This window comes from Mixta mediterraneensis, from assembly GCF_030283135.1.
GTDB lineage: Bacteria > Pseudomonadota > Gammaproteobacteria > Enterobacterales > Enterobacteriaceae > Pantoea > Pantoea mediterraneensis.
Window position 1 is genome coordinate 1 of record NZ_JASUAZ010000050.1, and the last position, 24,657, is coordinate 24,657.

General features: G+C 49.0%; 21 protein-coding genes and 1 pseudogene. 16 read left to right on the forward strand and 6 right to left on the reverse strand.

Annotation, left to right across the window (positions count from 1 at the left end; genetic code table 11):
- Positions 1-162: 162 nt before the first annotated feature.
- Entirely contained in the window at positions 163-717 is a 555-nt protein-coding gene (locus QRY16_RS18990) for a chorismate mutase (protein WP_289777684.1), read from the reverse strand.
- A gap of 834 nt (positions 718-1,551) precedes the next feature.
- Between QRY16_RS18990 and QRY16_RS18995 the strand changes: the two genes are divergently transcribed.
- Complete coding sequence (locus tag QRY16_RS18995) at positions 1,552-2,457, forward strand: DMT family transporter (RefSeq protein WP_289777685.1); 906 nt, start codon at positions 1,552-1,554, stop codon at positions 2,455-2,457.
- Between the two features lie 1,282 nt (positions 2,458-3,739).
- On the opposite strand, the pseudogene QRY16_RS19000 reads toward QRY16_RS18995, so the two are convergent.
- From QRY16_RS19000 to QRY16_RS19010, 3 genes and pseudogenes are all read right to left on the reverse strand, one after another.
- A pseudogene (locus QRY16_RS19000) lies at positions 3,740-3,964 on the reverse strand (IS3 family transposase); the annotation flags it as partial.
- Between the two features lie 85 nt (positions 3,965-4,049).
- Positions 4,050-6,458, reverse strand: coding sequence for an autotransporter outer membrane beta-barrel domain-containing protein (locus QRY16_RS19005; protein WP_289777686.1), 2,409 nt, complete (start codon positions 6,456-6,458; stop codon positions 4,050-4,052).
- 673 nt (positions 6,459-7,131) lie between these two features.
- Complete coding sequence (locus QRY16_RS19010; protein WP_289777687.1) at positions 7,132-7,815, reverse strand: LuxR C-terminal-related transcriptional regulator; 684 nt, start codon at positions 7,813-7,815, stop codon at positions 7,132-7,134.
- A gap of 492 nt (positions 7,816-8,307) precedes the next feature.
- On the opposite strand from QRY16_RS19010, the gene gspG reads away from it, so the two are divergent.
- From gspG to QRY16_RS19070, 12 genes are read left to right on the forward strand one after another with little or no spacing between them, the layout of a single operon-like run.
- Complete coding sequence (gene gspG, locus QRY16_RS19015) at positions 8,308-8,727, forward strand: type II secretion system major pseudopilin GspG (protein ID WP_193406821.1); 420 nt, start codon at positions 8,308-8,310, stop codon at positions 8,725-8,727.
- A 2-nt stretch (positions 8,728-8,729) separates the two neighbouring features.
- Positions 8,730-9,191, forward strand: a complete 462-nt coding sequence (locus QRY16_RS19020; RefSeq protein WP_289777688.1) for a lytic transglycosylase domain-containing protein — start codon at positions 8,730-8,732, stop codon at positions 9,189-9,191.
- 2 nt (positions 9,192-9,193) lie between these two features.
- Positions 9,194-10,363, forward strand: a complete 1,170-nt coding sequence (locus QRY16_RS19025) for a type II secretion system F family protein (RefSeq protein ID WP_193406819.1) — start codon at positions 9,194-9,196, stop codon at positions 10,361-10,363.
- Positions 10,363-11,994, forward strand: a complete 1,632-nt coding sequence (locus QRY16_RS19030) for a GspE/PulE family protein (protein ID WP_289777689.1) — start codon at positions 10,363-10,365, stop codon at positions 11,992-11,994. Before QRY16_RS19025 ends, QRY16_RS19030 begins: the two co-directional genes overlap by 1 nt.
- On the forward strand, positions 11,978-12,679 hold the full coding sequence (locus tag QRY16_RS19035) for a hypothetical protein (RefSeq protein ID WP_289777690.1): 702 nt from the start codon (positions 11,978-11,980) through the stop codon (positions 12,677-12,679). The genes QRY16_RS19030 and QRY16_RS19035 overlap by 17 nt, the downstream gene beginning before the upstream one ends.
- Positions 12,676-13,191, forward strand: a complete 516-nt coding sequence (locus QRY16_RS19040; protein ID WP_289777691.1) for a hypothetical protein — start codon at positions 12,676-12,678, stop codon at positions 13,189-13,191. Before QRY16_RS19035 ends, QRY16_RS19040 begins: the two co-directional genes overlap by 4 nt.
- Complete coding sequence (locus tag QRY16_RS19045) at positions 13,175-13,696, forward strand: hypothetical protein (protein ID WP_289777692.1); 522 nt, start codon at positions 13,175-13,177, stop codon at positions 13,694-13,696. The genes QRY16_RS19040 and QRY16_RS19045 overlap by 17 nt, the downstream gene beginning before the upstream one ends.
- The gene (locus QRY16_RS19050) at positions 13,693-14,196 is read left to right on the forward strand and encodes a hypothetical protein (RefSeq protein ID WP_289777693.1); all 504 of its coding nucleotides are present in this window, start codon (positions 13,693-13,695) and stop codon (positions 14,194-14,196) included. The genes QRY16_RS19045 and QRY16_RS19050 overlap by 4 nt, the downstream gene beginning before the upstream one ends.
- Before the next feature lie 5 nt (positions 14,197-14,201).
- Positions 14,202-16,094: a secretin GspD/PilQ domain-containing protein gene (locus QRY16_RS19055; RefSeq protein WP_289777694.1), complete on the forward strand. Its 1,893-nt coding sequence runs from the start codon at positions 14,202-14,204 to the stop codon at positions 16,092-16,094.
- A gap of 2 nt (positions 16,095-16,096) precedes the next feature.
- Complete coding sequence (locus QRY16_RS19060) at positions 16,097-16,570, forward strand: type II secretion system protein (protein ID WP_193406813.1); 474 nt, start codon at positions 16,097-16,099, stop codon at positions 16,568-16,570.
- Entirely contained in the window at positions 16,557-16,922 is a 366-nt protein-coding gene (locus QRY16_RS19065; protein WP_289777695.1) for a type II secretion system protein, read from the forward strand. Before QRY16_RS19060 ends, QRY16_RS19065 begins: the two co-directional genes overlap by 14 nt.
- Complete coding sequence (locus QRY16_RS19070; protein WP_193406811.1) at positions 16,906-17,412, forward strand: type IV pilus modification PilV family protein; 507 nt, start codon at positions 16,906-16,908, stop codon at positions 17,410-17,412. Before QRY16_RS19065 ends, QRY16_RS19070 begins: the two co-directional genes overlap by 17 nt.
- 404 nt (positions 17,413-17,816) lie before the next feature.
- Here the strand turns inward: QRY16_RS19070 and QRY16_RS19075 are convergent, their stop codons facing one another.
- Both QRY16_RS19075 and QRY16_RS19080 read right to left on the reverse strand, forming a co-directional pair.
- The gene (locus QRY16_RS19075; protein WP_289777696.1) at positions 17,817-18,260 is read right to left on the reverse strand and encodes a hypothetical protein; all 444 of its coding nucleotides are present in this window, start codon (positions 18,258-18,260) and stop codon (positions 17,817-17,819) included.
- Positions 18,257-19,033: a winged helix-turn-helix domain-containing protein gene (locus tag QRY16_RS19080; RefSeq protein ID WP_289777697.1), complete on the reverse strand. Its 777-nt coding sequence runs from the start codon at positions 19,031-19,033 to the stop codon at positions 18,257-18,259. Before QRY16_RS19080 ends, QRY16_RS19075 begins: the two co-directional genes overlap by 4 nt.
- Positions 19,034-19,596: 563 nt before the next feature.
- Here QRY16_RS19080 and QRY16_RS19085 point away from each other — a divergent pair.
- The 3 genes from QRY16_RS19085 to QRY16_RS19095 all read left to right on the forward strand — a co-directional run bounded on the left by QRY16_RS19085 (position 19,597) and on the right by QRY16_RS19095 (position 24,275).
- Entirely contained in the window at positions 19,597-20,133 is a 537-nt protein-coding gene (locus QRY16_RS19085; protein ID WP_289777698.1) for a response regulator transcription factor, read from the forward strand.
- Between the two features lie 196 nt (positions 20,134-20,329).
- Positions 20,330-20,926, forward strand: a complete 597-nt coding sequence (locus QRY16_RS19090; RefSeq protein WP_289777699.1) for a response regulator — start codon at positions 20,330-20,332, stop codon at positions 20,924-20,926.
- Between the two features lie 28 nt (positions 20,927-20,954).
- Positions 20,955-24,275, forward strand: a complete 3,321-nt coding sequence (locus QRY16_RS19095; protein ID WP_289777700.1) for an ATP-binding protein — start codon at positions 20,955-20,957, stop codon at positions 24,273-24,275.
- Positions 24,276-24,657: the final 382 nt, after the last annotated feature.

Sequence of the window (24,657 nt, forward strand, 5' to 3'; positions counted from 1 at the left end):
GCCAATGGCCACGTTACTTGATGGAAAACGGGTCTGGGCAGAAAAGAATCTGAACCAGATTTAATCTGACAGACACCTGTATAAATAACCGGTAACTGTCAGATCAGGTCTGAGCTAGTACATTTTATCTGTCTTGAGGAATCTAATGTCAGTCCCACTGCCTTATTCAGCCTTCAATCTTACCTGAGCTAGCGCTTTACATATCAACTCCTTATCTGCTTCTGTCAGATATTTTAGTGATATATTTTTGATAGATGTGCACGCTTTCCCACCCACTGTCGGATCACGGCGCAGATCATCGGCCAACTGACGCAAAATATTGCTACTTAATGCGGCGATCTGTTTTCTGATGGCATCCAGCGGTTGCTGCTGCGTCATATTTTCCGGCTGAGAAAGCCATTCTGCCCGGTAGCGGTACTGAATAGCCTTTGCCACGTCCATTTGCGCCTGGACAAATGCCCGGACAGAGTTCGGCTCAAGTCCAAGGCTGGCAGCCTCGTCAAGCGTACTGTTCAGGACCCGCTCTTCCTGTTGCAGATTTTCCACAGAGGAATGATGTACCGCTTTCCAGGCCGCGACGTCTCTCATCAGCGTCAGTCTTTCGTTAATCAGCCCGCTGACGGACTGTTGTGCCTGAGCCACTATTGGCATCAGCAGAGAAAAAGAGAGCGCGACGCCCAATCTGCCTCGTGAAAAAAAATGCTGTTTAATACTCATATTTGATCCTTTCTCCATGATATGAAACTGATTTATTGTTTTCAGTACTGTAGATCACAGCTTTACTGACGCTGTAGATAGCGTCGCTTTACGCATTTCATTCCATTATTCTGTACCGTAACTATCAGGTATTGTCACCCCGCCAGGATAAACTAATCCATAACCATGAGCGCTCTGCAATAATATTCGTAAATTAATCTGAGTGCTGATGAAAATTAGCATTACGCAATCAGACTACCTGTCTCTCATGGGGGAGATATAAATCTCAAAAAACATCATATCGCATCGTTATGATTAATTAGAAAGTAAACTTTTTTCGATGAATAAATCTTTAGTTTCTCACTGGGAAGAACATTGTGTCGGTAAAATCACCATAAATTTTCATGTTGCGAATGAGTGCTTCATAAAATGATGTTCAGTCACTGTAAAATAAGGGGGCAGCGTTAGCCTGACATATGAATTTTTATGTCAACTGATGTGGTGAGTTATAGTTTTAAGCGTTACAGCTTTAGCAAGCGTCAGATTAAGCTTCCCTTTCCTTTCCTTTCCTTTCCTTTCCTTAGCAGCGCCGTCTGGCTGGTAATAAACTCGTCCTCATCAAGGCTGTTTTCCTATCCCGCATAAAGTGATGTTAAATTAGCTGCGCTTTCCAGGAGCATGCCGGTGCATTGTGCAATTCGGTTGTCACCGCCTTAACTGCTTCTTCCTTTATCATTTAGCCTGGCAATCCTTAATGGAGAATTTTTTTCTCTTAACATGCGAAAAAGGAGCATATAAAGAGATTTTTTTCTCAGGTTAAAAGGGTATATTATTTTCTTTACGTGAGGAGGAATCATGCGAAAAGCTACAATCTCAATATTATTTATCCTGGTTGCGTTAACCTGGGGTACGACATGGCTGGCAATGAGGATTGCTGTTGAAACTATCCCACCTGTGTTTGCAACCGGGATGAGATTTATATTTGCGGCGCCTTTTTTGATCGGCATTGCGTGGTTAACCAAAACACCATTATTTTTTCCTCGCGGTCAGCGTTTTTTCCAGTTGCTGGTTTGCATTTTTTATTTTTCCGTCCCTTTTTCTCTGATGATTTACGGTGAAACCTATGTTAGCTCTGGTCTGGCTTCCATTATCTTTGCCAATATGCCCGTGGCAGTATTGATTGCATCAATATTTGTTTTGAATGAAAAAACGAATGTAATGCAGCTGGCTGGCTTAGTTATCGCGATAGTCGCTTTAGCAGGTATCCTTCTGGAAGAAACAAAATCAGGTACAGACAGTCATTGGCGTGGCATCGCTGCGCTTGTTTCTGCCGTCGTTATACATGCGATAATATACACACAGTGTAAAAAAAGGAGCTGCACTGTATCTGTTATAACCTTTAATGCCCTTCCCTGCCTGCTTGCTGGAGTAATGCTTTCTGCTGTGGGCTGGATATTTGAAAATCCGCAAATTGCTAGCTTTTCACTTCATTCGATATGGTCTACTTTTTATCTGGGGGCTTTTGCGGGCGTATTTGGTATTTTATGCTATTTTTTACTGCAGAAAAAAGCAGGTGCATTTCAGGCCTCGCTTGTATTTTTAATTTTTCCTCTCATTGCGGTAAGTCTGGAAAGTTACGTTTATGGATATGCGATTTCATTGTACTCGATGCTGCTGATCATACCTTTAGCGATCGGTATACTTCTTACTCTTGGTTCCCGGAATAGCTGTGGAATAAAATCCGATGGTGTCCGGCAGTAACACCTTTTTTTCGTCGGTTTCTACTATTACTGTATGGAATGTAAATCATCTTACCCGCTTTGTTTACTTCGGCGAGTTGCTCGGGTGCTGTTTTTTATTAATACCCAGCAAGGTACGATAATGTGTTAATGGAATGTATTGCATCCAGCATCATTGCGTCCAGTTTCGAAAAGTAATTTATCCAGAGCAGCAGGTGGGAGAGTATATGAAGCCAATATGACTCTGCGTTATGCCAGGTGATGACCTGGCATAACAGTTTTCAGGTTGGCGCTTGCACGTTATCGGGACGACGTGTAAGTGATGTAAGATCCTCTCCAGTATCATGGGTGTCAGGGCTATCTCCGGCGAACGCCTGATTCACAGCCCGAACGGCAGGTTAGATGCCAGGATCATCGCGCTCTTCTCGTAACCCGATGATCTCACGTCATGACTACCGCCTGAAAGATAGGGTCGAATCAGTGGGCATCGTTAATTTAAGATACAAAATCAGTCCGGTGATGGTAGATCAAAAATCATATCCCAGTGATTCACGAATACTCGCGACTTCACCCGCAATCCTCGCCGCTTCAGTAGTATTTTGCTGCGCCCAGCGCTGCACCGCTTCATCTCCTCCGGCCTGCTCAATAGCATGACGTAATCTGGCACCCAAAATGCTTTCTGTCTGCGCCTTACTCAAAAAATGACGCTCCTCAAGGCCAGCATCAGAAACATCCATCAGCGTATCCTTCAGTATTTTATGGATAAGATCGTGATCGTTAGCCACCGTGATTCGATAGGCGATTTTTTTCAGGGTCTCGGGCAACCACTCGGCCTTTCCCGATAAAAGCTTAGCGACATCCCCATAAGGCATATAAGAGAAATCTTTGCCTAATGCCGCTAAATCACTTCCAAATACGGCTTTTTCTTGCACAAATGCGCTATTCAAAGGCAGAAATGCAGGCGGCCGTTGGTTGACTGCCCCACTGTAGCCCTCCGGTTTTGATTTTCCCCAGAAACCGACACCAAATGAGCTCCCTCGATCCAGACTGGCCACCCGGTATTGCCCATCAGAATTTTTGGAGATACCGATATTTTCAAAACGCTCATTTAAAAAATCCCAGTCGCCGACAATCTGCCCAATGACAATGTGCTCCTGAACCATTTTTTGGATTTCAACCGGTAACGTTTTTAGACTCTCAATAATTAATTCACGAAGCGGTCGCGCTTCAGCACGATAGCCATCGACAAATTCTTGATCGGTGAATCGCCACGGGTAAACCAGACACTTCCGGGCCGTTAAATAATATTGATGTTCATATTCCGCCGGTGGCATCTGATCGTTCGAACCATACTGATGATTACTGTTATAAAACGTTTCGAGGTGATCGAAAACATCGTTGTGGGCTTCTTTCTGCGTTCCGTAGATCTTTTTCTTTATTCGTTCATGCTTGAATAGCTGGAAAAAGTTTTCTGCAACCGCATTGTCGTGGCAGTGGCCGCGACGACTCATGCTGTCTTCCAGACCGTGTTAATTATAAAAAAAGCCGGTCACTAGCAGATGACCGGCTTTTTGGGTGCATCAAGGGTGTCAGGAGAAAACACCACAGAGACGATTAAAAGTGATAGTTAACCCCGACTAACATTGCGGTATCACTGCTGTGGTTTCCAAAGCGAGTAGTGGCTTTAATGCTGGTGCTCAGGTTTTCATTAATACCGATATCTGTACCGAGACTTAGCGCGGTTGCCTGCATCTTTTGACCCTGTGAACGCTGATAATCCATGGCACTAAAGCGGCTGTTATCCGTAATATCAGTGGTGTAGTTAACGTCGGCCCAGGGCATCAGTTTTACGCTACCCAGCTTAAAGTGTGCCGTGGTACGCAGTCCCGCTCCAGCATACATATTTTCCCGCTGGTTATGACCGAACTGACCGGCCTTATCGCTGAATCCCTGGGCGTCGGTTTTGTTCCAACCGGCTAAGACATAGGGTTGTACAATGAGCTGCTGCAGCGGCTTGATTGCCACACCGGTGCGCAACTCAGCGCTGTAACTGTTACCATGACTGCCGCCAGTCAGCTGCTGCTTATTGCCATCGGTCGCTGCGGTTACGTTTGCAGCCTTCAGCGAATAGCTCATATCGCCCCAGGTCAGGTTGCCGTTGGCAAACAGACCCAATTTGTCATCGCGCAGGTTTTTCTGCCAGCCGCTGTAAAGCGTGTAATAACGTCCGTTTACCCGGTTATGGAACTGCGCGCCATCGCCACGATCATTAACTTTCGTGCGGGTAAATCCAAACGCCAGACCTGAAGTCAGCTGTGAATCGTCTGAAATTTCGCTGGTCCAGTCCATTCCCAGCATCGTACCCTGCATTTTGCCGTGATAACCGGCATCGCCACGTTGAGAATCGTTTTGACCGATATAATCACTCCAGACGTTCGCGCCTGGCTGGCGGTGATTAAATAACGCGCCTTCATCAAGTTTGCTGAAGCGCTGGGCCACGCTGCCGGTTACCGCTTTGCTGCTGCGCTGGGCCGCATTCAGGTTGGCCTGAGCGCCCTGCACATCGCTGGCCAGCGTGCTGCGTTTAACAGCAAGCTGTTCCTCAGTGGTGCTGCCCGATTTATTTAGCGCATGCAGAGCTAAATCATAATTCCAGGCGCCTTTACGGGCCGTGACCTGCTGGTTACCGTTAGCAAACTGAGCCTGCATTTTACCGCCGCCGTTACTGGTCCAGTGACCAAGGGCGTGCTCGCCTTCTGTTGTTGCCACAGAAAATGTTTTAACCGTTGCGGTATTATTACCCAACAGTGCGCTATTGATCGCAAACTGGCTTTCGGTATCCATTGCAAGCTGAGCAGAATTCAGTTCGGCAGCGTTTAAAGCGGAATGACCGGTCAGATCAACAGCTTTATTACGAATCACGGCAGTATCCAGCAGACTGCCATCCGCAGCATAAATATGAGCAAAGTTGTTAACATCACCGCGCAGGATGCTGCTGTTATCGATATGAATTTCACTATCCGAACCCAGCGAGCTCACATTCCCTTTCACTTCAGAATGGTTAGCAATCTGCACATTATTTTTACCGGTGCCGAGAGCAATATTGCCCTCAACCGTTGAATGGTTGAGAGCAACGGTAGTATTCCCCGTGGCTTTAGCGGCATCCAGGTTGTGATTTACGTCTGAATTGGTCAGGGTAACCTGATTAGTCCCGTTCCCGGTTAGCGTGATATTTTTTACGCCACTGTCTGTCAGCCTGAGGTTGGTATGCTGGCTGTTATTGAGAGTAATATCACCAGCGACAGTGGAGTGTTGACCGATATCCAACAGGGTATCTTTCCCACTCACATCGATGCCACCTTCAAACTTAGATTTTCTTAGGGTGATTGTGGAGTTTCCTGCCTCAGTAATGTCAATGGCTTTGGCAGAATTAGCTGAATTTTTCTGCTGAGAGTCTATGAAGATAACGCTGTTCTCTGCTCCTTTCAGCCGGGTCGCACCGGTAATGGTTGATTTGCTGATTGAAATATCTTTAGCACCACTATTTTCAGCTGAAATATCTCCATTCAGCGCAGAGTTATTGATGGATAAGGCTAAAGATCCTTTATCTGCGCTGTCAAAATAGATTGAGTCGCCCAGCGCATAATTTTTGTCCTGTAATCCCTTCCCTTTCGGGTGTTCGTCATAGTTATGATCTTTTTTTACGCCGCTCAGTTTTACATCATCAAGGGTGATGTTTGTATTCGTCGTAGCATCTTTGTCACCGCCTTCAACAAAATCTGCCAGTGTCTGTTTGATCGAAAGCGACTTCGGCGTGCCTTTGCTAAAATTAATATAGTGACCACGTAAATCCTGGTTAATAATCTCATCCGTTTTACGGGTGCCCATATAATAATTGCCAGGGTTAACGTTTGCAGTTTCTGTTGTCGCATTGGCCGAAAAGGCAATACCTGCGTTAGTTGTAGCCAGTAGCGCAATAGTCACGCTTTTGGCAATGATAGAAAGGCGCGTGTTTATCAACATTTTAAAACTCTTAATACTGTCTTTACAGACAGCCTTGGGTTAAAAGGAAATATACAACCCCTGTATCTGAACTGACGCCTGTATTCGCGTAACGAAAATGTCGCACACTATAATTAAAAACTATCAGGTTAATTTATCCTGTTAGTGCGTTTAGTTCAGGCGGGCGCTCACTGAAGTTCCTTTTCATTTAATGAAATGCCATTTTCTGGCTGGTGAGAAATTACCGTCCTGGTCCGATAGTGTATATCTGACAAGTACGAAAAACGGTATCCGGATATAACAGTTGGCCGGGAAAATATCATCGCAAGCCCGCCAAAGCATCAGCCTTCAAACGGAGAAAATCCGCAATTCAGGCAGTTCTGGGTATCAACGCGCTTACCTGAATACGGGGCTGCCGGCAATAAAAGCAGGTCAGCTACCTGGCATGAAGCGCCACTGTTGGTAGGTGAGTATGCCGCAGGGGCCGCCAACCTTGCCTGTTAGCGACCCGCATAAAAAAGAATAGTGACATCTGAAGCCTGTTGACTGCTCGCTTTACGCCTCGTTAATTAGCCAAAATAAAAAGCCAGAGACGTGATCAAGCGCTGCTTAGCGATGGCTTTTGGAGCCGTAAGCTAATTTCTGATGTGACACCTTAGTTTTAGATATTATCGAATCTGGTAAAGCCGTTCCTTTATAAAACTACGTCAAATATTTGCATTTGTGCCATCAGGTAATAGAGCTGGCAGTCATTTTTCACTCCCAGTTTTTCCATTGCCCGCAATTTATGCGCACTGACGGTTTTGTTACTCAAATTAATCTGACCAGCAATCTCGGTGAGAGACAGCCCTTTACATAACATGCGCAAAACGTCGATTTCGCGCGGCGTCAATTCCTGTCCTGACATTTCACGACGGAACAATGACTCCATGAGGTCACGTTCAATATAGGATTCACCATTCATAACAGCATTTAACGCCCGACCCAGCGTTATTTCACAAGTGTCACGGCTGATATACGCTTTGGCTCCCGCCTCCAGCGTCATCTGTACCAGCTGCTTATTTTTGAAGGGTGAAAGCACAATAATTTTTAGCGCAGGGTATTTGCACACGATCCATTTTATCAACGGTACACCATCCATGCCGCTTAATGGATTCTGCGATGTCCGCGTGAGCAGCGAAAAGCCCAGGAACAGAATATCGATCTCATTTTTGGTTAGCAGCGTCATCAGTTTTGACGGAGAGTCGGTATCGCCCAGAACAGTAAAATCCCGACGTTCTGGATTCATGCTGTCCGCAGATTGCATATTCGCGATCATTGACATAACCCCGCGCCTTATAATGGTGTGTTCATCGGCAATAACGATTTTTGCTTTCATCTTTTTCTCCTGAAATTAAACGATGGCGAAAGCGCCTGTTCATGACGAGAAAATTACCTTTTTTATGACGTAATTTCTTTAGTACTTGTCAGATATTTTTAGCAATAAAAAAAGAAGGTATGGACTTCTGCTTTTTTCCCGACATTTTCCTGCCCACTTTGGCGCGCTTTTATGATAAAGCGCTGATTAATTAGTTGGCTTATATTCACCGGGGTTACGCCTGGCGGTTATCAGCACAAATAATACCGTGCTGACAGTCGTCGTGGTTGAAACGGTTTACTCGCTGGTTTTCCAGAGAAATTAACCGCGAAGCTTTATGAAAAACCTCCGTTTAGCCATTTCTTTATGCGTGAGAGAAGTTCCTTTAGCTGGCGGGCATCACATCTGCAATACATCAAGAGAGGACAGCTACCCCCTCACATCTTTTTCAGGAAAAATTCACAGGAGTAAAAAGCGATAAGGCTTTTAATTAATTAAACGGTACATGCATTCATGAAAAATTATACCCGGCAACGTCAACAGCAGGCTGGTTTCACCCTGTTGGAACTGCTCGTTGTTTTAATGATTATTGCTTTGCTGGCAGGATTTGTTGGGCCAAAAGTCTTTTCAAACGTCGATTCCGCAAAAGAAAAAACTGCTATGCGCCAGATGCGTTCACTGGCAGATGCGCTGGGGCAATATCGGCTCGATGTGGGTAGTTATCCTTCTGAAGCCCAGGGCCTCAAAGCATTAACGGAAAAACCAGCTGGCGTAAAAAACTGGCAAGGCCCGTACCTCAGCCAACATGTCCCGATGGATCCATGGGGAAATGCTTACCAATGGCATAATCCGACCCGTGAAAAAGATTCCATTCATGAAGTAGATATTATGTCTGCCGGAAAAGGTGAGAAGACATTTACTTATGGATTCTGATCATGAGAACGCTGCTGTTAACGCTGTGCTTCTTGCTTCCCGTTTCTCCCAGCCTGGCAACCTGTTGGTATCAGGCTGGCGCAAGGTACGGCATTGAGCCGGAATTATTACAGGCCATTGCTATCGTTGAGTCCGGTCTTGATCCAAATGCCATCAATAAAAATAACGACGGCACAGTGGATTACGGTCTGATGCAAATTAATAGTCGCCATCTGGGTGTGTTAAAAAAATATCAGATCAGTCAGCAAGATTTAATACAAGACCCTTGTCAGAGTGTCATGGCAGGTGCATGGATTCTGGCCGGGAATATTCAGCGGATGGGTTACACCTGGGAAGCCGTCGGCGCTTATAACGCCGGGGCGGCTAAAACACCTCAGCGTCAGGCACTGCGACAAAAATATATTCAGAAGGTCGTACCGCATTACCTCCGTTTGAAAAGCCGCCAAAAAAATAAGCACTCATAATTATGAAAGAGTACACCGTTACTACCCTGTCGCACGGCAAGCGCGTTCATCATACTGTGATGGCGGATTCAGTTAATGCTGCCCGCCGACACTACACCACCACGGATAGCGTTGTGCTTAGTGTGGCAGAGCGTAAAGTCCGCCAGGTTAAACATTTTCCTCTAAACCTGTTTTTGCAGGAATTGATCTCGCTGCTGGAAGCGGGACTGGTAGTGGTTGAAGCTATTGAGGCATTGCGTCAAAGCAGTCGGGAAGGTGAATCGACATTAGTAGTGGATACGCTCATAAAAAAGCTCTATGAAGGCGCGCAGCTTTCACAGGCGATGGCAATTCTGCCAGCCGTCTTTCCACCCTTATTAATTAATACTGTTGCCTCTTCAGAGCAAACCGGTCATCTGCCGCTCGCCTTAAAACGATTTCAGCATTACGAACAGCGTATAGCGGTATTACGCAAACGAATTAAAGCGACATTGCTTTATCCAACCATTGTGATGTCGGCGGGTGGCGTCATCCTTGTATTTCTGCTCGGCTTTATTATTCCGCGGTTCGCCGTCGTGTTTGAAGGAATGAAAAGTCCTAACGGCAGCGCACGTTTTATTCTCTGGTGGGGCAAGCTGGTGCAAAGCCAGGGGCCTTTGCTGCTGCTCGGCTGCGCGCTGGTAATCTGTGGGTTGTTTATGGCTATCCGCAGCGTGCGTCTTCGTCAGGCCGCGCTCCGTTTTCTCCTCACCGTACCGCAGCTGCGACTACAGCATCAGCTTTCCATTATGGTGCGATTTTATCGCACCCTGGGCCTGCTGCTACAGGGCGGCATCACAGCGACTGATGCGCTTTCACTCAGTCGTGATGTGTTACCCATTACCCATCGTCCGTTAATTGAACGCGTCATCGCTGGCGTGCAGGCCGGGCAGCCGCTCTCACATATGCTGGAAGAGCAGCAACTGACCACGCCCGTCGCATCTCGCTTGCTACAGGTGGGTGAACGCATCGGTGATTTACCCAGTATGTGTGAACGTATCGCCGCGTTTTACGATGACTCACTGGAGCGAGCCATTGAGAAATTCAGCAAAGTTTTCGAACCAGTACTCATGATGATCGTAGGCGGTATCGTCGGTCTGGTGGTTTTTCTACTCTACATGCCGATTTTTGAACTGGCAGGAGGATTACAATAATGTCCCTCACTCCATCCTCGCCGGTGACGGTCGATGCGCTGATGCATCTGCCTGATGGGGAGCGCTGCCGCCTCCTTAGTGAACTGCTTGATCGCTGCCCTGCCAGCCTGGACGAAACCGCGGAATCACTCGGCCTTGTGCCATTGTCACTTGAACAGTGCCAACAGGCTGAAGAAGAATTCTCCCGCATATCGCTGGCTGACGCGCTGGCTCAGGGAGTATTGCCATTACGCCAGGGCGATCAACACTGGCTGGCGCTGAGCAATCCTTTCTCTCTGCCACTGCGACAGTGGTTACAACGCATTGACGCTTTACCGGCGCTGGCACCGATTTCGTGGCTTAACGCCCGGCTTGCGGCGCTGGGCAAACAGCAGCGTACCCTCGATCAGCTTCAACAGCAGAGCGAAGAAGATAAAGAGATTACATGGCTGGAAATCACGCCTGCTGCCATTACCAGCGAACCGAACGCCGTGATCAAACTGGTGAACGCCACCCTGTTTGATGCACTGCAAAGCCGTGCCAGCGATATTCATCTTTCAGCCGTAGCGGATGGCCTGACCGTTAAATACCGCATTGATGGCGTATTGCATACCATCCGCCATTGCGCTGGCTTGCAGCATGCTGAACAGGTTATTTCCCGCCTGAAAGTATTGAGCTGTATGGATATTTCTGAACGACGTATTCCGCAGGATGGCCGTTTCAAAGCACAAATATTGCAACGAGCAGTTGATTTCCGTGTTTCGGTCATGCCCAGCATTCATGGCGAAGATGCGGTGCTGCGCGTTCTGGATAAATCGCTCGATCAAAGTCTGCGTCTGGAAACGCTGGGTTTCGACGCGCATACGCTAGGCGCTATTCGTCAACTGGCGCAACTGCCGCATGGCATGGTGCTGGTCACCGGCCCGACCGGTAGCGGTAAATCCACCACCCTCTATTCAGCGCTGAGCGAACTCAATAATGGCGAAAAAAAGATTATTACCATTGAGGACCCGGTGGAATACCAGCTTAACGGGGGCGTGTTGCAGATCCCCGTCAACGACAAAAAAGGGCTGACATTTGCTCGTGGCCTGCGCGCCATACTGCGCCACGACCCCGACATTATTTTGGTGGGAGAGATCCGCGATGGTGAAACGGCTGGCATTGCGGTGCAGGCCGCGCTAACTGGTCATACCGTACTTTCTTCCGTGCATGCTAATGACGTATTCAGCGTACTGGAGCGTTTTCTTTATATGCAGGTGGAACCCGCCAGTCTGATTACTGCGCTAAATGGTGTGGTAGCGCAACGCCTAATCAGGCAAATCTGCCCGGATTGCCGCAAGCAAGCTAAGCCGAGTGAGGGTGCCCTGAATGCCTGGCAATCCAGTTCGCTCCGACATCTGACACCTGACTGGCACATCGGAACAGGTTGCGATGCCTGTCGGCACAGTGGCTATCGGGATCGTCTGGCACTGGCCGAGGTGTTGCACTGTAGCGACGCGATCAAGGAGGCCATGCTGGCCCGCGCGCCAGTACGCAAATTGCGTGACATTGCGCTTGAGGAGGGCTTTATTCCGTTGCCCACCATTGCATTGCGCGCCGCGTTGGAAGGAAAGACGAGCTGGGAAGAGGTCAATCGTGTTATCGCTCATTAAAACCTGGCAATGCTACATCGGCCCGCATGCTGTCCGCCTGCAACATGGCGCACAGGAAGTCTTACTGCATGACCGCCCTGCTAATGAAGCGCTTGACGTTACGCTGACCCAGCTACTAAGCGCTCGTCCTGCTGCGATGAACTGGCTGGATGCGATTGAATTCTGCATCGATACGCCAGCGCTCGATTATCTGATTATTCCCTGGCAGGACGGCATCACGACACCACAAGAATTATTCGGTCTGGCTCATCTGTCAGTAGACGAGACGCTGCTGGCTTCTGATCGCGCAACGCCGTGGCAGATGCGGTTTGAAGATCTACGCTGGGGCCAGCCTGCGTTGATTGCCTGTCTACAGGCTTCTTGCTGGCAGCAGCTCGCAGCGGTGGCGCGTCAACAACGCCTGCGTTTTCAGGGCGTGGTGACGCCTTTTCAGTTCTTGCTTCATCCGTTCCGACGCAAGCTACCGGAAGAGGGGCTTTTCGTCAGCATTGGCCCAACGCAAAGCCGTATTCTCTGCCGCCAGGCGGGTCAGTGGCGCAACGTATTGACGCTGGCTTTACCGCAGCAGGATGTTACCACGCAGCTCCAGGTTATCAGCCGCCTGACCGGGATGAGCGGCTCCCCGCGTTACGTGATGACCACCCGCCCCTGGCGGCTGTGGAAAGATGGAGAGCAGCCAGCATGACGCCTCGTTTCACGCCACATCCACCCTGGGCTTTCCGCACGGTATTTCTGGCCTGCCTTATCAGCCTGCCGCTGATGGGCCTGATCGCAAGGGATAGCATGGACCAGCGCCAGCTGACGGTGGAAACACAGCAGATGCAGCACAAGTTGCAGACGCAGCAACGCGTTTTACACGCGCTACGCGAGGCGCAGCACCGGCTGATGCAACGCATGCGTCAGCAGCAAAGTTCCCCGCCGGTATTGGCGATGCTGGACGGCATCGCCAACGCCCTGCAACCCCAGATAGCAATCCGTTCTGTCGAAGTGGACAGGCAGCAGCAGCAGGTACGCCTACTGGTTGATGCATCATCGTTTGACGCGCTTTTAGCGTTTAATCAACGTCTGGAAACGTTACCCGCGAAGGTGCTGCTGGAGAATCATCGCAAGACAGCAGAGCAAAACGCTCCGCTGCCCGTTAAGGCGTCGATTCAGGTGAATTTTCAACAAGAGGCTGAACATGAAGCAGCCCGCTAAGCCTACATCTACGCAGACTCTCCGTTGGCGAGCCGCACGGCTGGTTGAACAGACGGGAAAATTGCCGTTGATGCTCAGCATATTGCCGCTCGGCCTGCTTGGCATATGGCTGGGGATCACCTCACCGCAGCTTGTGCAACAGCAGGCAGAGCTGGCCACTCTGCAACAACAGTTGCGACCGCTGCCATTACTGGAGTCCCCCGTTTCAGGCCAAAAGCTGTCACAGAATGAGCATCAGCAGGTGAGCCTGATTTTTGAACTGCTTGATAAGCCGCCTCTGCGAGTAGAAGCCAGCCGCTATCAGGTCATACAACAGGGCGACAACGCTGTTTTGCAACTCGATATTCCGCTGACAGGGCCCTATTTGCCCTTAATGCAGGCGCTGGAGACGCTCAGCCGCACGTTACCGTTACAGATTGAACAACTGACGATGCAACGCCCCAGTCCGCAGGCAGACATGCTGAACGTCACGTTGCGGCTGCATTTGCAGCAGGAGACTAAATGAAGTTGCCCCGTTATCTGCAAGTCGCGCTGGTACTCACCGCTGGCCTGGCGCTGTGGAGTCAGTTCAGCAGCGACGAAACCCAGGAATCCGTGCATCTCAGGGCACCCACGACGCGTCCAGCGCCCGCCGTCAAGCCCTCAGCCGAGCCCCTGACTACCGTTCGGCGTGATTTGTTTCCGCCTCACAACGAGCATGAGGAATCGCCTGAAACCGTCGCGGTTGAAGTCGCTCCGCCGCCGCCCAGCGCCCCGCCCTTGCCGCTACAGGTATTGGGCGCCTGGTGGGAGCAACGGCAGCGCATCATCATTCTGACAGATGGTCAGGAAACATGGCCCGTCTGCGAACGTTGTCGGGCGGATGGAAAAATCTGGCTTGGTGATTCGCCGGTCAGCGGATGGACATTAACCGGGGTAGCTAACGACTATCTCCAGTTTGAGTGGACAGCCACGCATATGCACCAGCGGCTATCGCTGGAAGAGTTAACATCGGAACCCCAATAATAATCATGAAGAAAACCACGTTTATTTTGTCGTTAATCTGCGCTCTGTTAAGTGGTTGTGCGCAACATAACGCCACGCCAGCCGCTCCTACGCTGGACAGCACAACGCCTGAATCTATGGTCAGGCGACTGGAAGAAATTGATCAACAACGAATCATCCGTCCTAATGATATTTCTTTGCGTGCTAAGCAAGCAGAATTAACTATTAGCCTGGTCAACAACTATCTTCGTCAGGCGGAAATCGCCGTAAGGCAAAATAACTATCAACTGGCCGAGCAGATGTGGCGCAGCCTCTTGCTCTATCAACCTGGCAATTTACGGGCTCAGCAAGGGTTACGCAAAATTGATGCCTGGCGCGCGCTGGATAAACTCTACCGTAAAGCCGTTAAACAGAGCACTAAATCTCCTGAACGGGCATTGAGTAAAGTACAAAAAATCCTTGAAGAAGATCCTAACTGGCCACAGGCGAACGCGTTGCGCGATCATCTGTTACGTGAAATTGCGGTGATCAACCAACCAGAGCGCCGTCTTAGCCGCGAACTGGAGAAGCCGGTGTCGCTTAACTTCCGGCAACATAATCTGCAGAGCATCTTTAATACCATTAGCCAGCTAACCGGGGTAAATATCATCTTTGATAAAGACATTTCGCCCAGTGCTACAGCCAGCATTATCGCGAAAAACACCACGGCGCAGGATGCGATCAATCTGCTTCTAACCTCAAATAATCTGCGCAAAAAGGTACTGAACGCCAATACGTTCCTGGTCTACCCCGCTACCGTGCAAAAAGAGAAGATTTACCGCGACATCGTGGTGAAAACCATCTTCCTCGGCTATGCCAAAGCCAAAGAAGTCAATGTGGCGCTGCGCAACCTGGTGAAGCTAAAAGATGTCCATGTGGATGAGCGCACCAATTCTGTTACGGTGCGCGGTTCCAAAGAGAGCGTGGAAAAAGCGGAACGCCTGATGGTTACGTTAGATCGCCCTGAAGCGGAAGTTACGCTGGCGGTGGAAGTGCTGGAAGTCAATACGGACGATGCAGAAAAGCTGGGCCTGAACTTTCCCCAACAAATTAGCGCTTCATTTAGCCGCAACAGCAGCAGTGACGAAAAAACGACCCCTGCTGGCGGTGGCATTCCGATTGGCGCCCTTAATGCAGGTAATCTCAACCTGAAAGTTGATGGGCTTTCACTTGATATGAAGAAGGTCCTGAGTAATGCGAAAGTGCTGGCAAACCCGCGCATTCGCGTCAAGAACAATAAAAAAGCAATGGTCGATATTGGCCAGAAAATACCGGTGTTGACCTCCATTGCAGGTACGGACGGCTTCTCACAGCAGAAAGTTGAATATCAGGACGTGGGTATGAAGCTGGAAGTCACGCCTGATATTAGCATGGATGACAATATTTCAATGGATGTGAAATTTACCCTTAGCAGTCTTGGAACTGCACAGACAGGTAAAGATGGGGCCATCTATTACAGCACCAACAGCCGTGAGGCCAATACCACGTTAAGCAGCATGAACGGCGAAACGCAGATGCTGGCAGGCTTGATTAAAGAGGACGACAACAACATGGATAGCGGCGTCCCTTTTCTGAGCAAGATCCCTTTGTTGGGCCGCCTGTTTGGCAGTAAAGAAGAGAATAAAAAACGTACTGAAGTGGTATTGCTTATCACGCCTACGATTGAACGCAGCATTGATTTACCGGGCAGCCATATCAGCACGATTGAAATGGGCAGCGAAGATCAAACGGGCGAAGGAATCAATCTGCGCGGTGTACCGCAGGAAAACCTTATGCCCATATTTAATCCGCCTGCGCTCGCTCCGCCGGCGCAATTTTTGAATCAGACGGCTTTACCTACGCCAGTAGTAACAGAGGAACCGGTCCAGGATGGGGTCTGACCATGCAGCAGCAACGCGGTTTTACGCTAATTGAAATGATGGTAACGCTGACACTGCTGGGAACACTGGCAGCAGCGGCCATGCCGCTTGTGCAACACTATCACCAGCAGCGTCAGGAAGAGATGCTGCGTGATTCGCTACGCCAGATCCGTGAAGCTATCGATCGCTATTATCAAGCCAGCAAGGAGGGGCGGATCGAGAAAAAAACCGATGCGTCGGGCTACCCGCCCACCCTGCGTAGCCTTGTGGAAGGGGTGGTCGATAAAAAGTCGCCTAATGGCGGTAAGCTCTATTTTTTACGTCGTATTCCGCGCGATCCGATGTGCAACTGTGATGCTCGCCCTGATGAAGAGACCTGGCGCCTGCGCGCTTCGAATGCGCCGCCGGGTGATTTTACTGGCGGCAAAGATGTCTACGATGTCCGTTCAACCAGCACAGCCAGTGGATTAAATGGAGTTTCTTATGCGACGTGGTGAGAAAGGCTTTACGCTTATTGAGCTGCTGGTTGTCATGGCCATCATCGCAACCCTGATGACGCTGGTGGCCCCCCGTTTTTTCCAGCAAATCGACCGATCTAAGCGGGTGGTACTGGAACATAATCTGAACGTGATACGTAGCGCTATCGACCACTATCGCCGTGACCGCATTACGGGACCCTACAGCCTCGACGAGCTTGTCGAGGCCGGTTATCTGCGTCAGATGCCGCTCGATCCCGTAACCAACAGCCGCGATAACTGGCAGGCCAGAACTGATGAAACGGGCCAAATCATTGACGTAGATTCCCCTTCGCTTGCCAGGCAGGAGCAGACACATGATGAGGCGTTCTAAACGCCTGCGCTGCCAGGGAGGATTTACCTATTTAATGTTATTAATTGCCTTGTCAGCGTTGGCAGTTTCATTACTGAAAAGCAGCGACACGGTAAGGATGCACCATCGTGAACAATTAGAGAAAGAGCTGCTGTTCCGTGGAGAGCAGATCCGGGCGGCTATTGCCGCTTATCGCGCTGATAACACCGGGGAGAATGGCTGTTTTCCGGTTCGCTTTGAGCAACTTTTAGATGACCCGCGTGGCTCCCGGCCGCGCTATCATCTGCGCCAGCTTTATGCCGATCCGCTGACGCAAAAGCAGGCATGGGGCATGATTTACGATGAAAAAGGAAGATGGATAGGCGTGCATAGTATGGGGAAAGGTAAACCCCTGCGTAAAACCGGTTTCAGGCCGGGGGAAGAAGCATTCTCCGATGCGAAAAGTTATCGCGACTGGCGATTTGTCGTCGAAGGAGACAGCCTTGCTCCTCTTCCATCAGCCTGTGGTTAATGATGTCGTTACTCAAAGGGAGCGCAGAAGAGAAGTGTCTCCCTCAGTATTAAAGAATGCAGGTTTGCTCTTCAGGCTCACGTTTTTGTCGCGGATGCGCTAACCTATGTTGTGGATACAATAAGGAAGAGATTCTCATGAAGTACAGAGACGTCTTTAAGCTTCGGCGATTTAATGGAAAGCATAATAAAGCCAGAGCAGCCGTCTCTGAACGGTTAAATGCTCTCTCCTGGCGAAAATAAACCAGTAAGTTTTATTCCTGAAACAGGCCTTACTGGTTAAGTCGAGATGCACTAATTTTAATGAAACGTTGAATTTATCCTGGGTTATAGTTAACTAATTGATAGCGTCCTGTTCTGCTTTTGTCATCCTTATTTGTTAAATTAATCACAGCCATGGCCGGTTTATTTATACTCACACATCATGACCCAGTTATCGTCGATCATCATTAACCAGCGATTGCTGTCAATTTTTTTAAAAAATAATGTGAGGTCACGGCCTTTCTCCCCAATAAGCTTATAATCAGGCGGAAGCTGATCGACACTGGCTTTCGACACGCTATCGACCGTTCCCTGTACGACGCCTCCATGTTTTTTTACTGCCTGTAGCTGCACCGCCCTGTCAAAAATAAGGCTGCTCTTCTCGTCTTTTTTCATGCCGAACAGAGTAAGTCGGTTATCGTGCGGCCACCAGGTTATCGTACCTTGTAATTGATAGGGCCGTTGTAAATCATCTATGAGTTTGCTGTTTTTAATAATACTGGAACAGGGTTTTTGTGGTAAATTTTCTTCCGTTAATATTAGCCAGAACAGCACAGAACTGACGACGAGACTAATCAAAGCCATCAATATGAGGAATAGAGTTCTTCGTGACATTTACTCTCCTTATCCATTTCACCTTCACATTGTGCAACCCACATTTTCGGTCCGTTCGAAGCGATATAAACGTGTTTAATGTTTTTCTGTAACAGAATCTTCTTCAACGCCAGTTTGTCTTGATTCGCGTTTCTCATTGAAGCCATATGTACAGTGGCGTTATTTATTTTTACCTGATAAGGAAATGCGTCAGGTTTATCTATAATAAAATAAACAATTGCCAGTAAAAGAGGCACAATGAAAATGGCAGCGCACTGTAAATAGCGCTTATATTCAGAAAATGGGGAAGAAAATATCACGGTTTTATCATGATCTGACGGTTTAATCGCAACATAAAGTTCACTGCCAGGCTCTGTTGTCCCGCCAACAGCGGGTTCATCAGAAACATTTTCTTCCTGTTCTGAATCCGGTGGCATTAACTTTTCCTCTTCTGTCTGCTCCGGGGGTACAAAAGCAAGACCATATCGAGGGATTGTTTTAATCACGGAACAGGGCAGCCCTGCACAGTCCAGTTTCCGCCTCAGCATTTTCACCAGCTGATGATAACTGGATTCACCAACAATTGTCCCACGGCTGTGCCATATCTCCTCTATTATTGTTTCTTTTTTACCTCGTCCTGAAATGATTAACTCCAGTAAGCGACGTTCGTTAGGCGTAAGGTGAATGTGTTCGTTCTCGGATACCAGACAAGAACGGTCAGGTAGAAAGGTGACTTTTTGAGAGAGTGAAAGTCGATCGCTGTTCACAGATAAATCCCCAAGCGTTAAATTTGGAAAAGATAATGTGACAATACGGCAAGCGCGTAGGCGCTCGGTAACGCTATTTTTTTCATAAAGAAAATAACAAACTATCTCTCCGAAGAGTAGTGGCTAACCTCCTTCTTATTAATCGTTCAGATCTCAATAAAAAGATGAAGTCCGTAATTATATTATGAAAAAAACAATCTGAAAACGTAGTTTTCAGCGCTCTGCATGAGTAAAAGCGAAGGTGGTATAGGATTATTCTAAGGTAATCTTACACAACCCTTTAATTACAGGTAGTTAATTAATTTTATTGATTTTTCTGGCTGCGAAGAAAATTCCATTTCTACTTCAGTCATTTCTTGTAAACTTTAAGCATGTTCCAGGTTAATCATAATAAAATCATGGAAATATACTAGCCTGTCCGTTGACGGAAAGCCTTTCAGTTGTTAAAAACCTTCCGGATATTTAGTCATCACGCCACATAAATTCAGGGTGCTGGTTAATTGCTTTGGACTCACCCACTTCGATTCCGATAAATACCCGTCAATTGAGGAAGCAACACAGCCATGAAAGCTTTTCTTTTTTCAGATGATGCATTTTTTTCTCAAGGGCTTAAAAGTCTTCTGGCTACCGAAAAAATATCGCTACAAGTTGGCAAATGGACATCTTCCCGCAACGTCCATTTATCGCGTAGGCCATTTCGCCATGGCGATACGATTATGCTGGACGCCAGTGATAGCCGTTTTGTAAAAAAAAGCATTACTTTCCCAGTCTGGAACTGTAAGGTGAATCTTCTTATTTTTCACCATCCTCAAAAAAACACCCTGCCCTGTTTTAACGCCTGTCAACATGTGCCAAAAAACCTCTCGTCAGAAGAGATGTTGAAATTAATTCAAAATTTTATGGCACATGACAATCATTTGAGCTACTTCCCCGGCATCCTGACACCCCGGGAGAAAGAAATTATGCATCTCATTTACAGGCAGTGGTCGCAAAAAGAAATATCCCAAAAAATGAATATTTCTTTAAAAACCGTCAGCGCTCACAAAGTTAAAGCACTTAAAAAGTTAGGGGTGCGTAATTTCAGTGAACTTTATTACTGATCGTCCACTATTCATTTTATCCTGCCCGGCGGGCTGTTCAGCCATCCCATTTTACGCCAGTTAAGCTACGTAATCTTGCTGTCCGGGCTGTCTTTCCGGGCGGTATAGCCCTTGGTTTGCGAACCGCGCCCTGACTTCCTCTTAAGGTGTGATAAGCTTATGACAATTCAGATATGTTTTTACTGACGGTTATGCCATGCTTAAAACAGTCCTTATCGCAGACGATCATCCCGTTTATTTGCTGGGATTACGCACGTTGTTGCAGACTCGTAACGATCTTTATCAGATCGTTCATGAAGCTACCAGTGTTGATGAAATGATGGAAAAACTGGTGCGCCAGCCAGTCGATATTATTATTACCGATCTCAGCATGCCCGGCGCAACTTACCCGGATGGTCTGTCGATGATTCAGACGCTGACAAGACGGTATCCTCAGAGTCAGGTGACGGTGATCACGATGCTTTCCAATCCTGAGCTGCTTGCATCGTTGTGGCGACAGGGTGTGCATGCCGTTCTCAGTAAAAACAGCCTTTCTACGGAGTTAATTAAGACATTACGCAGCCCGCCCCAGCGCCGGTCCACAATAGAGAGACCTGAAGTCCATCTGACTCAACGCGAAACAGAAGTGTTGCGGCTGTTGTTATGCGGTCTGACCGTTAACCAGATCAGTGAACAACTGCACCGCGCTAAACAAACTGTCAGCACACAAAAAATGAGCGCAATGCGTAAACTGGGTGCCACAACCGATTATGAACTTTTTCAATGTGCGCAGAGTCTTGGGCTGGGAAACTAAGCGTGCCGCCAGGGGGCTTTCCTTGTGCGTGCTGGTTATTGTTTTTTTACTTTTCTCCCAGGGTAGCTTTGCAGCCTCCCTACGCATTGGGCTGCTCGATGACGTAGCGCCTTTTATGCTGCCGGATAGCGAAGCGGGTATTCTGGCCGATGAGATAAATATTCTCTTTAACAATGGCCCTGCGCCAGAGTTGGTAAATTTCAGTCATTCCCAGAACGCACTTTACGCCTTGCGTCATCAGCGGATAGATATGTTGCTGACTGCCGCGCCACCCAGCCCAAGCCTACAGCATAGCGAACCTCTGCTGTTGTTCCCCTCTGGCGTATTGCGTCTGCAAGGGAAGCAAAAAGGTGCTACATTGCGCTTCCCGGCGCTACCTGAGCAGAATGCCCTTGCCGACGCTCTGCCTGGATCGGCGACCGTGGACGAAAATGTTCTACGCATGATACGTGGCGAAGCCAGCCAGTTAGTCGCCCCCGCGTTTCTTATTGAGCAATATTTGTCGCGCAATCCTGTCACCACGCTGACAATGGGGGCCGATAGCACAGTGCCTCCCTTACATTATTTTCTCTGGACCTTCCCCCGCCGTAAAACTTTGCTTGACGACGTTAACCGTCGTATCAGTAGCCTGAAGCAGGAGGATGCCCGCTGGCTGGAGCAAAAATGGTTGCTTCCCGCTGGCAGCGTTTTTAGCGCTCGTAACCAGCCAAACAGTGAACAGACGCCCCCGCTTACGCTACGCATTGTATTGCCTTATGCGCCCGCTCCCTGGGTTCGGATCACGCCGAAGGGCGACATTCGCGGGGTCTGGTATGATCTGCTCACGCGGTTGTTTCCGCGGAACCGTTTCGTTCTTAACTTTCAAATGGCTTCAGCCTCTGCGCCGGTTGAAATAAATGACCCGCACGTCGATTTGCGGATTATCGCCAGCCAGAAGCCTCCCTCTCCACAGGCGCAGCCTTTTGATACATTGAGCTGGGGGATCGTCAGCCCACAAAGCGCGCCGCTCAATGACGTGACCAGTGATAAGCGGCTGGCGATTATGCGCCAGTCGCAGCTTCTGCCGCTGCTGAAGCACTACCGCCCTGCAGCCAGTCTGGTGCCTGTAGATAATCTGATGCAAGCCATCGCTCTTTTACGGGCGGGTGGGGCAGATGGCATTATCGGGGAGACGTTCAGCCTGAGCGAGATGCTGAAGCAAAATGAAGCGCTGCTGCGTCTGGCTCCGCTTGATCTGCCCGAAACACCGCTGTGGTTTGATGCTGGCAGTTCTCGTAGCCCTGATGTTCTCAACGTGCAACAAGTACTGGCATCAATTACACCGCAAGATACACAAAGTAGCCGCGTCCAGCATCAGATTGCTCCGCCTACCGTCGCTATTTCACATAATACGCTGTGGCTCATCGCGATGGGATTTATCGCCCTGTGTGCGGCCCTGATAGCGCTGACGGCCTGGAGTGCCGCACAGTTACAGCGACACCAACGCGCCCGGGATATGGCGGCTCTACATAATGCTTTGTTGTTATGGCAAACGCTGGTCAATAACGCGCCGGTTCCGCTGTTCGTCTGCGATCCCTCGGGGCGTCTGACTCGCTTCAATGCGACTTTTAGCAATGCGCCATTTTTTACTCAACCCTTGCAGGCTGGCATGTCCGTGGCCCAGCTTCCGCTGGGAGAACTGGCCCAGCAGTTTGTCCTGCCGCAACGCCTTGCCCTGCTTAGCAACCCGGATCCGCTGATCGGAGAAACGACCCTACAGGATGGCACAACGACCCTGCTCTGGTGGCTGTGCCGCTATACCGATAATAACAATCGTCCACACGGCATCGTTGGCGGTTGGGTTGATATCAGCGAAAAAGCAGCGCTGACGCAGGCATTAAATCATGCCCTGACACAGGCTGAACGGGTGAGCGATGAAAAATCTGCCTTTTTAGCACGTATGAGCCATGATATTCGCACGCCGCTGAATGCGGTGCTGGGTCTACTGGAAATGGAACGAGAGAAAAGTGAGACACTGGACGTTGCCTGGCAGGCCGCCGTCACGTTACGCGATTTGATAGGCGATGTCCTTGATATATCCCGCATAGAAGCGGGTGAGCTGCAACTGGATATTGCCCCACATCTTCTCTTAGAGATTCTGGAAACCAGTAGCGCCATTTTTGCCCGCAGCGCACAGGCAAAAGGCTTACGCTGGGAAAGCGACTTAACGATCCCCTCCGGCTGCCATGTATTATGCGATAAAACGCGCCTGAATCAGGTGATAGCAAACCTGCTGGGCAACGCCATTAAATATACCCCCCGGGGGAAGGTGACATTCTCTGCCTGTTATGAAGCCGGTCAGTTGACGCTGACCATCGCCGATACGGGAGTAGGCATTCCGCCGCATGCGTTATCTATGCTCGGCCAGGCCTGGTTTCAGGTAGATCAGGCGCAACCACAAAGCAGTGGGCTTGGCCTGGCTATCTGTTATCAGCTGGTAGCGCTAATGGCGGGCGAGCTGACTATTGTTAGCGAACCTGAGGAAGGGACCACAGTGACGGTGAGACTTCCGTTGCCTTTGACAGAGGCTCCTGTCGTCATTCAGCCACCACCATCAGCCGCTCTGCCTTGCCGTCATGTGCTGATAGTTGATGATTCCACACCAAACCTCACCGTAATGCGTCTGCAACTGGAAAAGCTGGGCCAGCAAGTTACCTGCTGTGATTCAGCTCAGGCGGCGCTTGATTACCTTACCGGCCAGCAAATCGATATTCTGATCACCGATTGTCAAATGCCGCAAATGGATGGCTATCAGTTAGTGCGAACGCTGTTGGTGCGGGATATGCTCGAACAAGCACATGCTCCGGCATTGATCATCGGCTGTACCGCTAACGCGTTGCCGCGTGAGGAAGATTATGCGCGTCATGCTGGAATGGATGATTTGTTACGCAAACCCCTGATGACCAGTCGATTGGAGCAGGCGCTGACACAACATCAGGCCCATGACGGTGAGTCTCCCGATACGAGCGAGCTCGCCGCTCTGGCCGATCATCAACCTGACATGATCGCCTTGATGCTTCAGCAAATCCACGAAGCCGTCAGCCAGGATCTCGTGGCGCTGACACAACTGACTCATCCTGAGCCGGAAACGCTCAGCCGTATCGCTCACCGCCTGAAAGGATCATGGCGACTGCTAAATATGCGTCGAGCGATGCGATGCTGTCTGGTATTGGAAAACTGGCTTGAGTGGCGGGAAGAAAGCGCTATGAGTGAAATGGATATTACACGCCTGCTGGCTGGTTTTATCACGGTTATGCGTGAAAGTCTTGCGCAGTTATCCCCTCTGATTTCAGATGACACCGAAGGTTAATGGTCGCCGCTCTTCTGGCCTCTCAGGCTGAGGTGTGTCTGTTCGCGTGGACCTTTGTGGGACAGGATGGCTTTCTTGACCATAGCGTATTATCAGACATAAGCTTTTATTTATCATGGTGTTCCTTTAAAGGATGTTCCGGCTGAGCCTTAAACTGAGTTTCGTAGGACGATACACAGTATCTGATACCTGTTTTCTAAAGAGTTATGAATTCACAGAAATGGGTGAAAAGAGCAAGACGCAAGCCTTGTGATAACATGTACTAGCTCAGACCTGATCTGACAGTTACCGGTTATTTATACAGGTGTCTGTCAGATTAAATCTGGTTCAGATTCTTTTCTGCCCAGACCCGTTTTCCATCAAGTAACGTGGCCATTGGCGT

Coding starts and splice junctions, on each gene's coding strand:
- QRY16_RS18990 (WP_289777684.1), bottom strand. CDS start 717: ATGAGTATTAAACAGCATTTTTTTTCACGAGGCAGATTGGGCGTCGCG.
- QRY16_RS18995 (WP_289777685.1), top strand. CDS start 1,552: ATGCGAAAAGCTACAATCTCAATATTATTTATCCTGGTTGCGTTAACC.
- QRY16_RS19005 (WP_289777686.1), bottom strand. CDS start 6,458: ATGTTGATAAACACGCGCCTTTCTATCATTGCCAAAAGCGTGACTATT.
- QRY16_RS19010 (WP_289777687.1), bottom strand. CDS start 7,815: ATGAAAGCAAAAATCGTTATTGCCGATGAACACACCATTATAAGGCGC.
- gspG (WP_193406821.1), top strand. CDS start 8,308: ATGAAAAATTATACCCGGCAACGTCAACAGCAGGCTGGTTTCACCCTG.
- QRY16_RS19020 (WP_289777688.1), top strand. CDS start 8,730: ATGAGAACGCTGCTGTTAACGCTGTGCTTCTTGCTTCCCGTTTCTCCC.
- QRY16_RS19025 (WP_193406819.1), top strand. CDS start 9,194: ATGAAAGAGTACACCGTTACTACCCTGTCGCACGGCAAGCGCGTTCAT.
- QRY16_RS19030 (WP_289777689.1), top strand. CDS start 10,363: ATGTCCCTCACTCCATCCTCGCCGGTGACGGTCGATGCGCTGATGCAT.
- QRY16_RS19040 (WP_289777691.1), top strand. CDS start 12,676: ATGACGCCTCGTTTCACGCCACATCCACCCTGGGCTTTCCGCACGGTA.
- QRY16_RS19045 (WP_289777692.1), top strand. CDS start 13,175: ATGAAGCAGCCCGCTAAGCCTACATCTACGCAGACTCTCCGTTGGCGA.
- QRY16_RS19050 (WP_289777693.1), top strand. CDS start 13,693: ATGAAGTTGCCCCGTTATCTGCAAGTCGCGCTGGTACTCACCGCTGGC.
- QRY16_RS19055 (WP_289777694.1), top strand. CDS start 14,202: ATGAAGAAAACCACGTTTATTTTGTCGTTAATCTGCGCTCTGTTAAGT.
- QRY16_RS19060 (WP_193406813.1), top strand. CDS start 16,097: ATGCAGCAGCAACGCGGTTTTACGCTAATTGAAATGATGGTAACGCTG.
- QRY16_RS19065 (WP_289777695.1), top strand. CDS start 16,557: ATGCGACGTGGTGAGAAAGGCTTTACGCTTATTGAGCTGCTGGTTGTC.
- QRY16_RS19070 (WP_193406811.1), top strand. CDS start 16,906: ATGATGAGGCGTTCTAAACGCCTGCGCTGCCAGGGAGGATTTACCTAT.
- QRY16_RS19085 (WP_289777698.1), top strand. CDS start 19,597: ATGAAAGCTTTTCTTTTTTCAGATGATGCATTTTTTTCTCAAGGGCTT.
- QRY16_RS19090 (WP_289777699.1), top strand. CDS start 20,330: ATGCTTAAAACAGTCCTTATCGCAGACGATCATCCCGTTTATTTGCTG.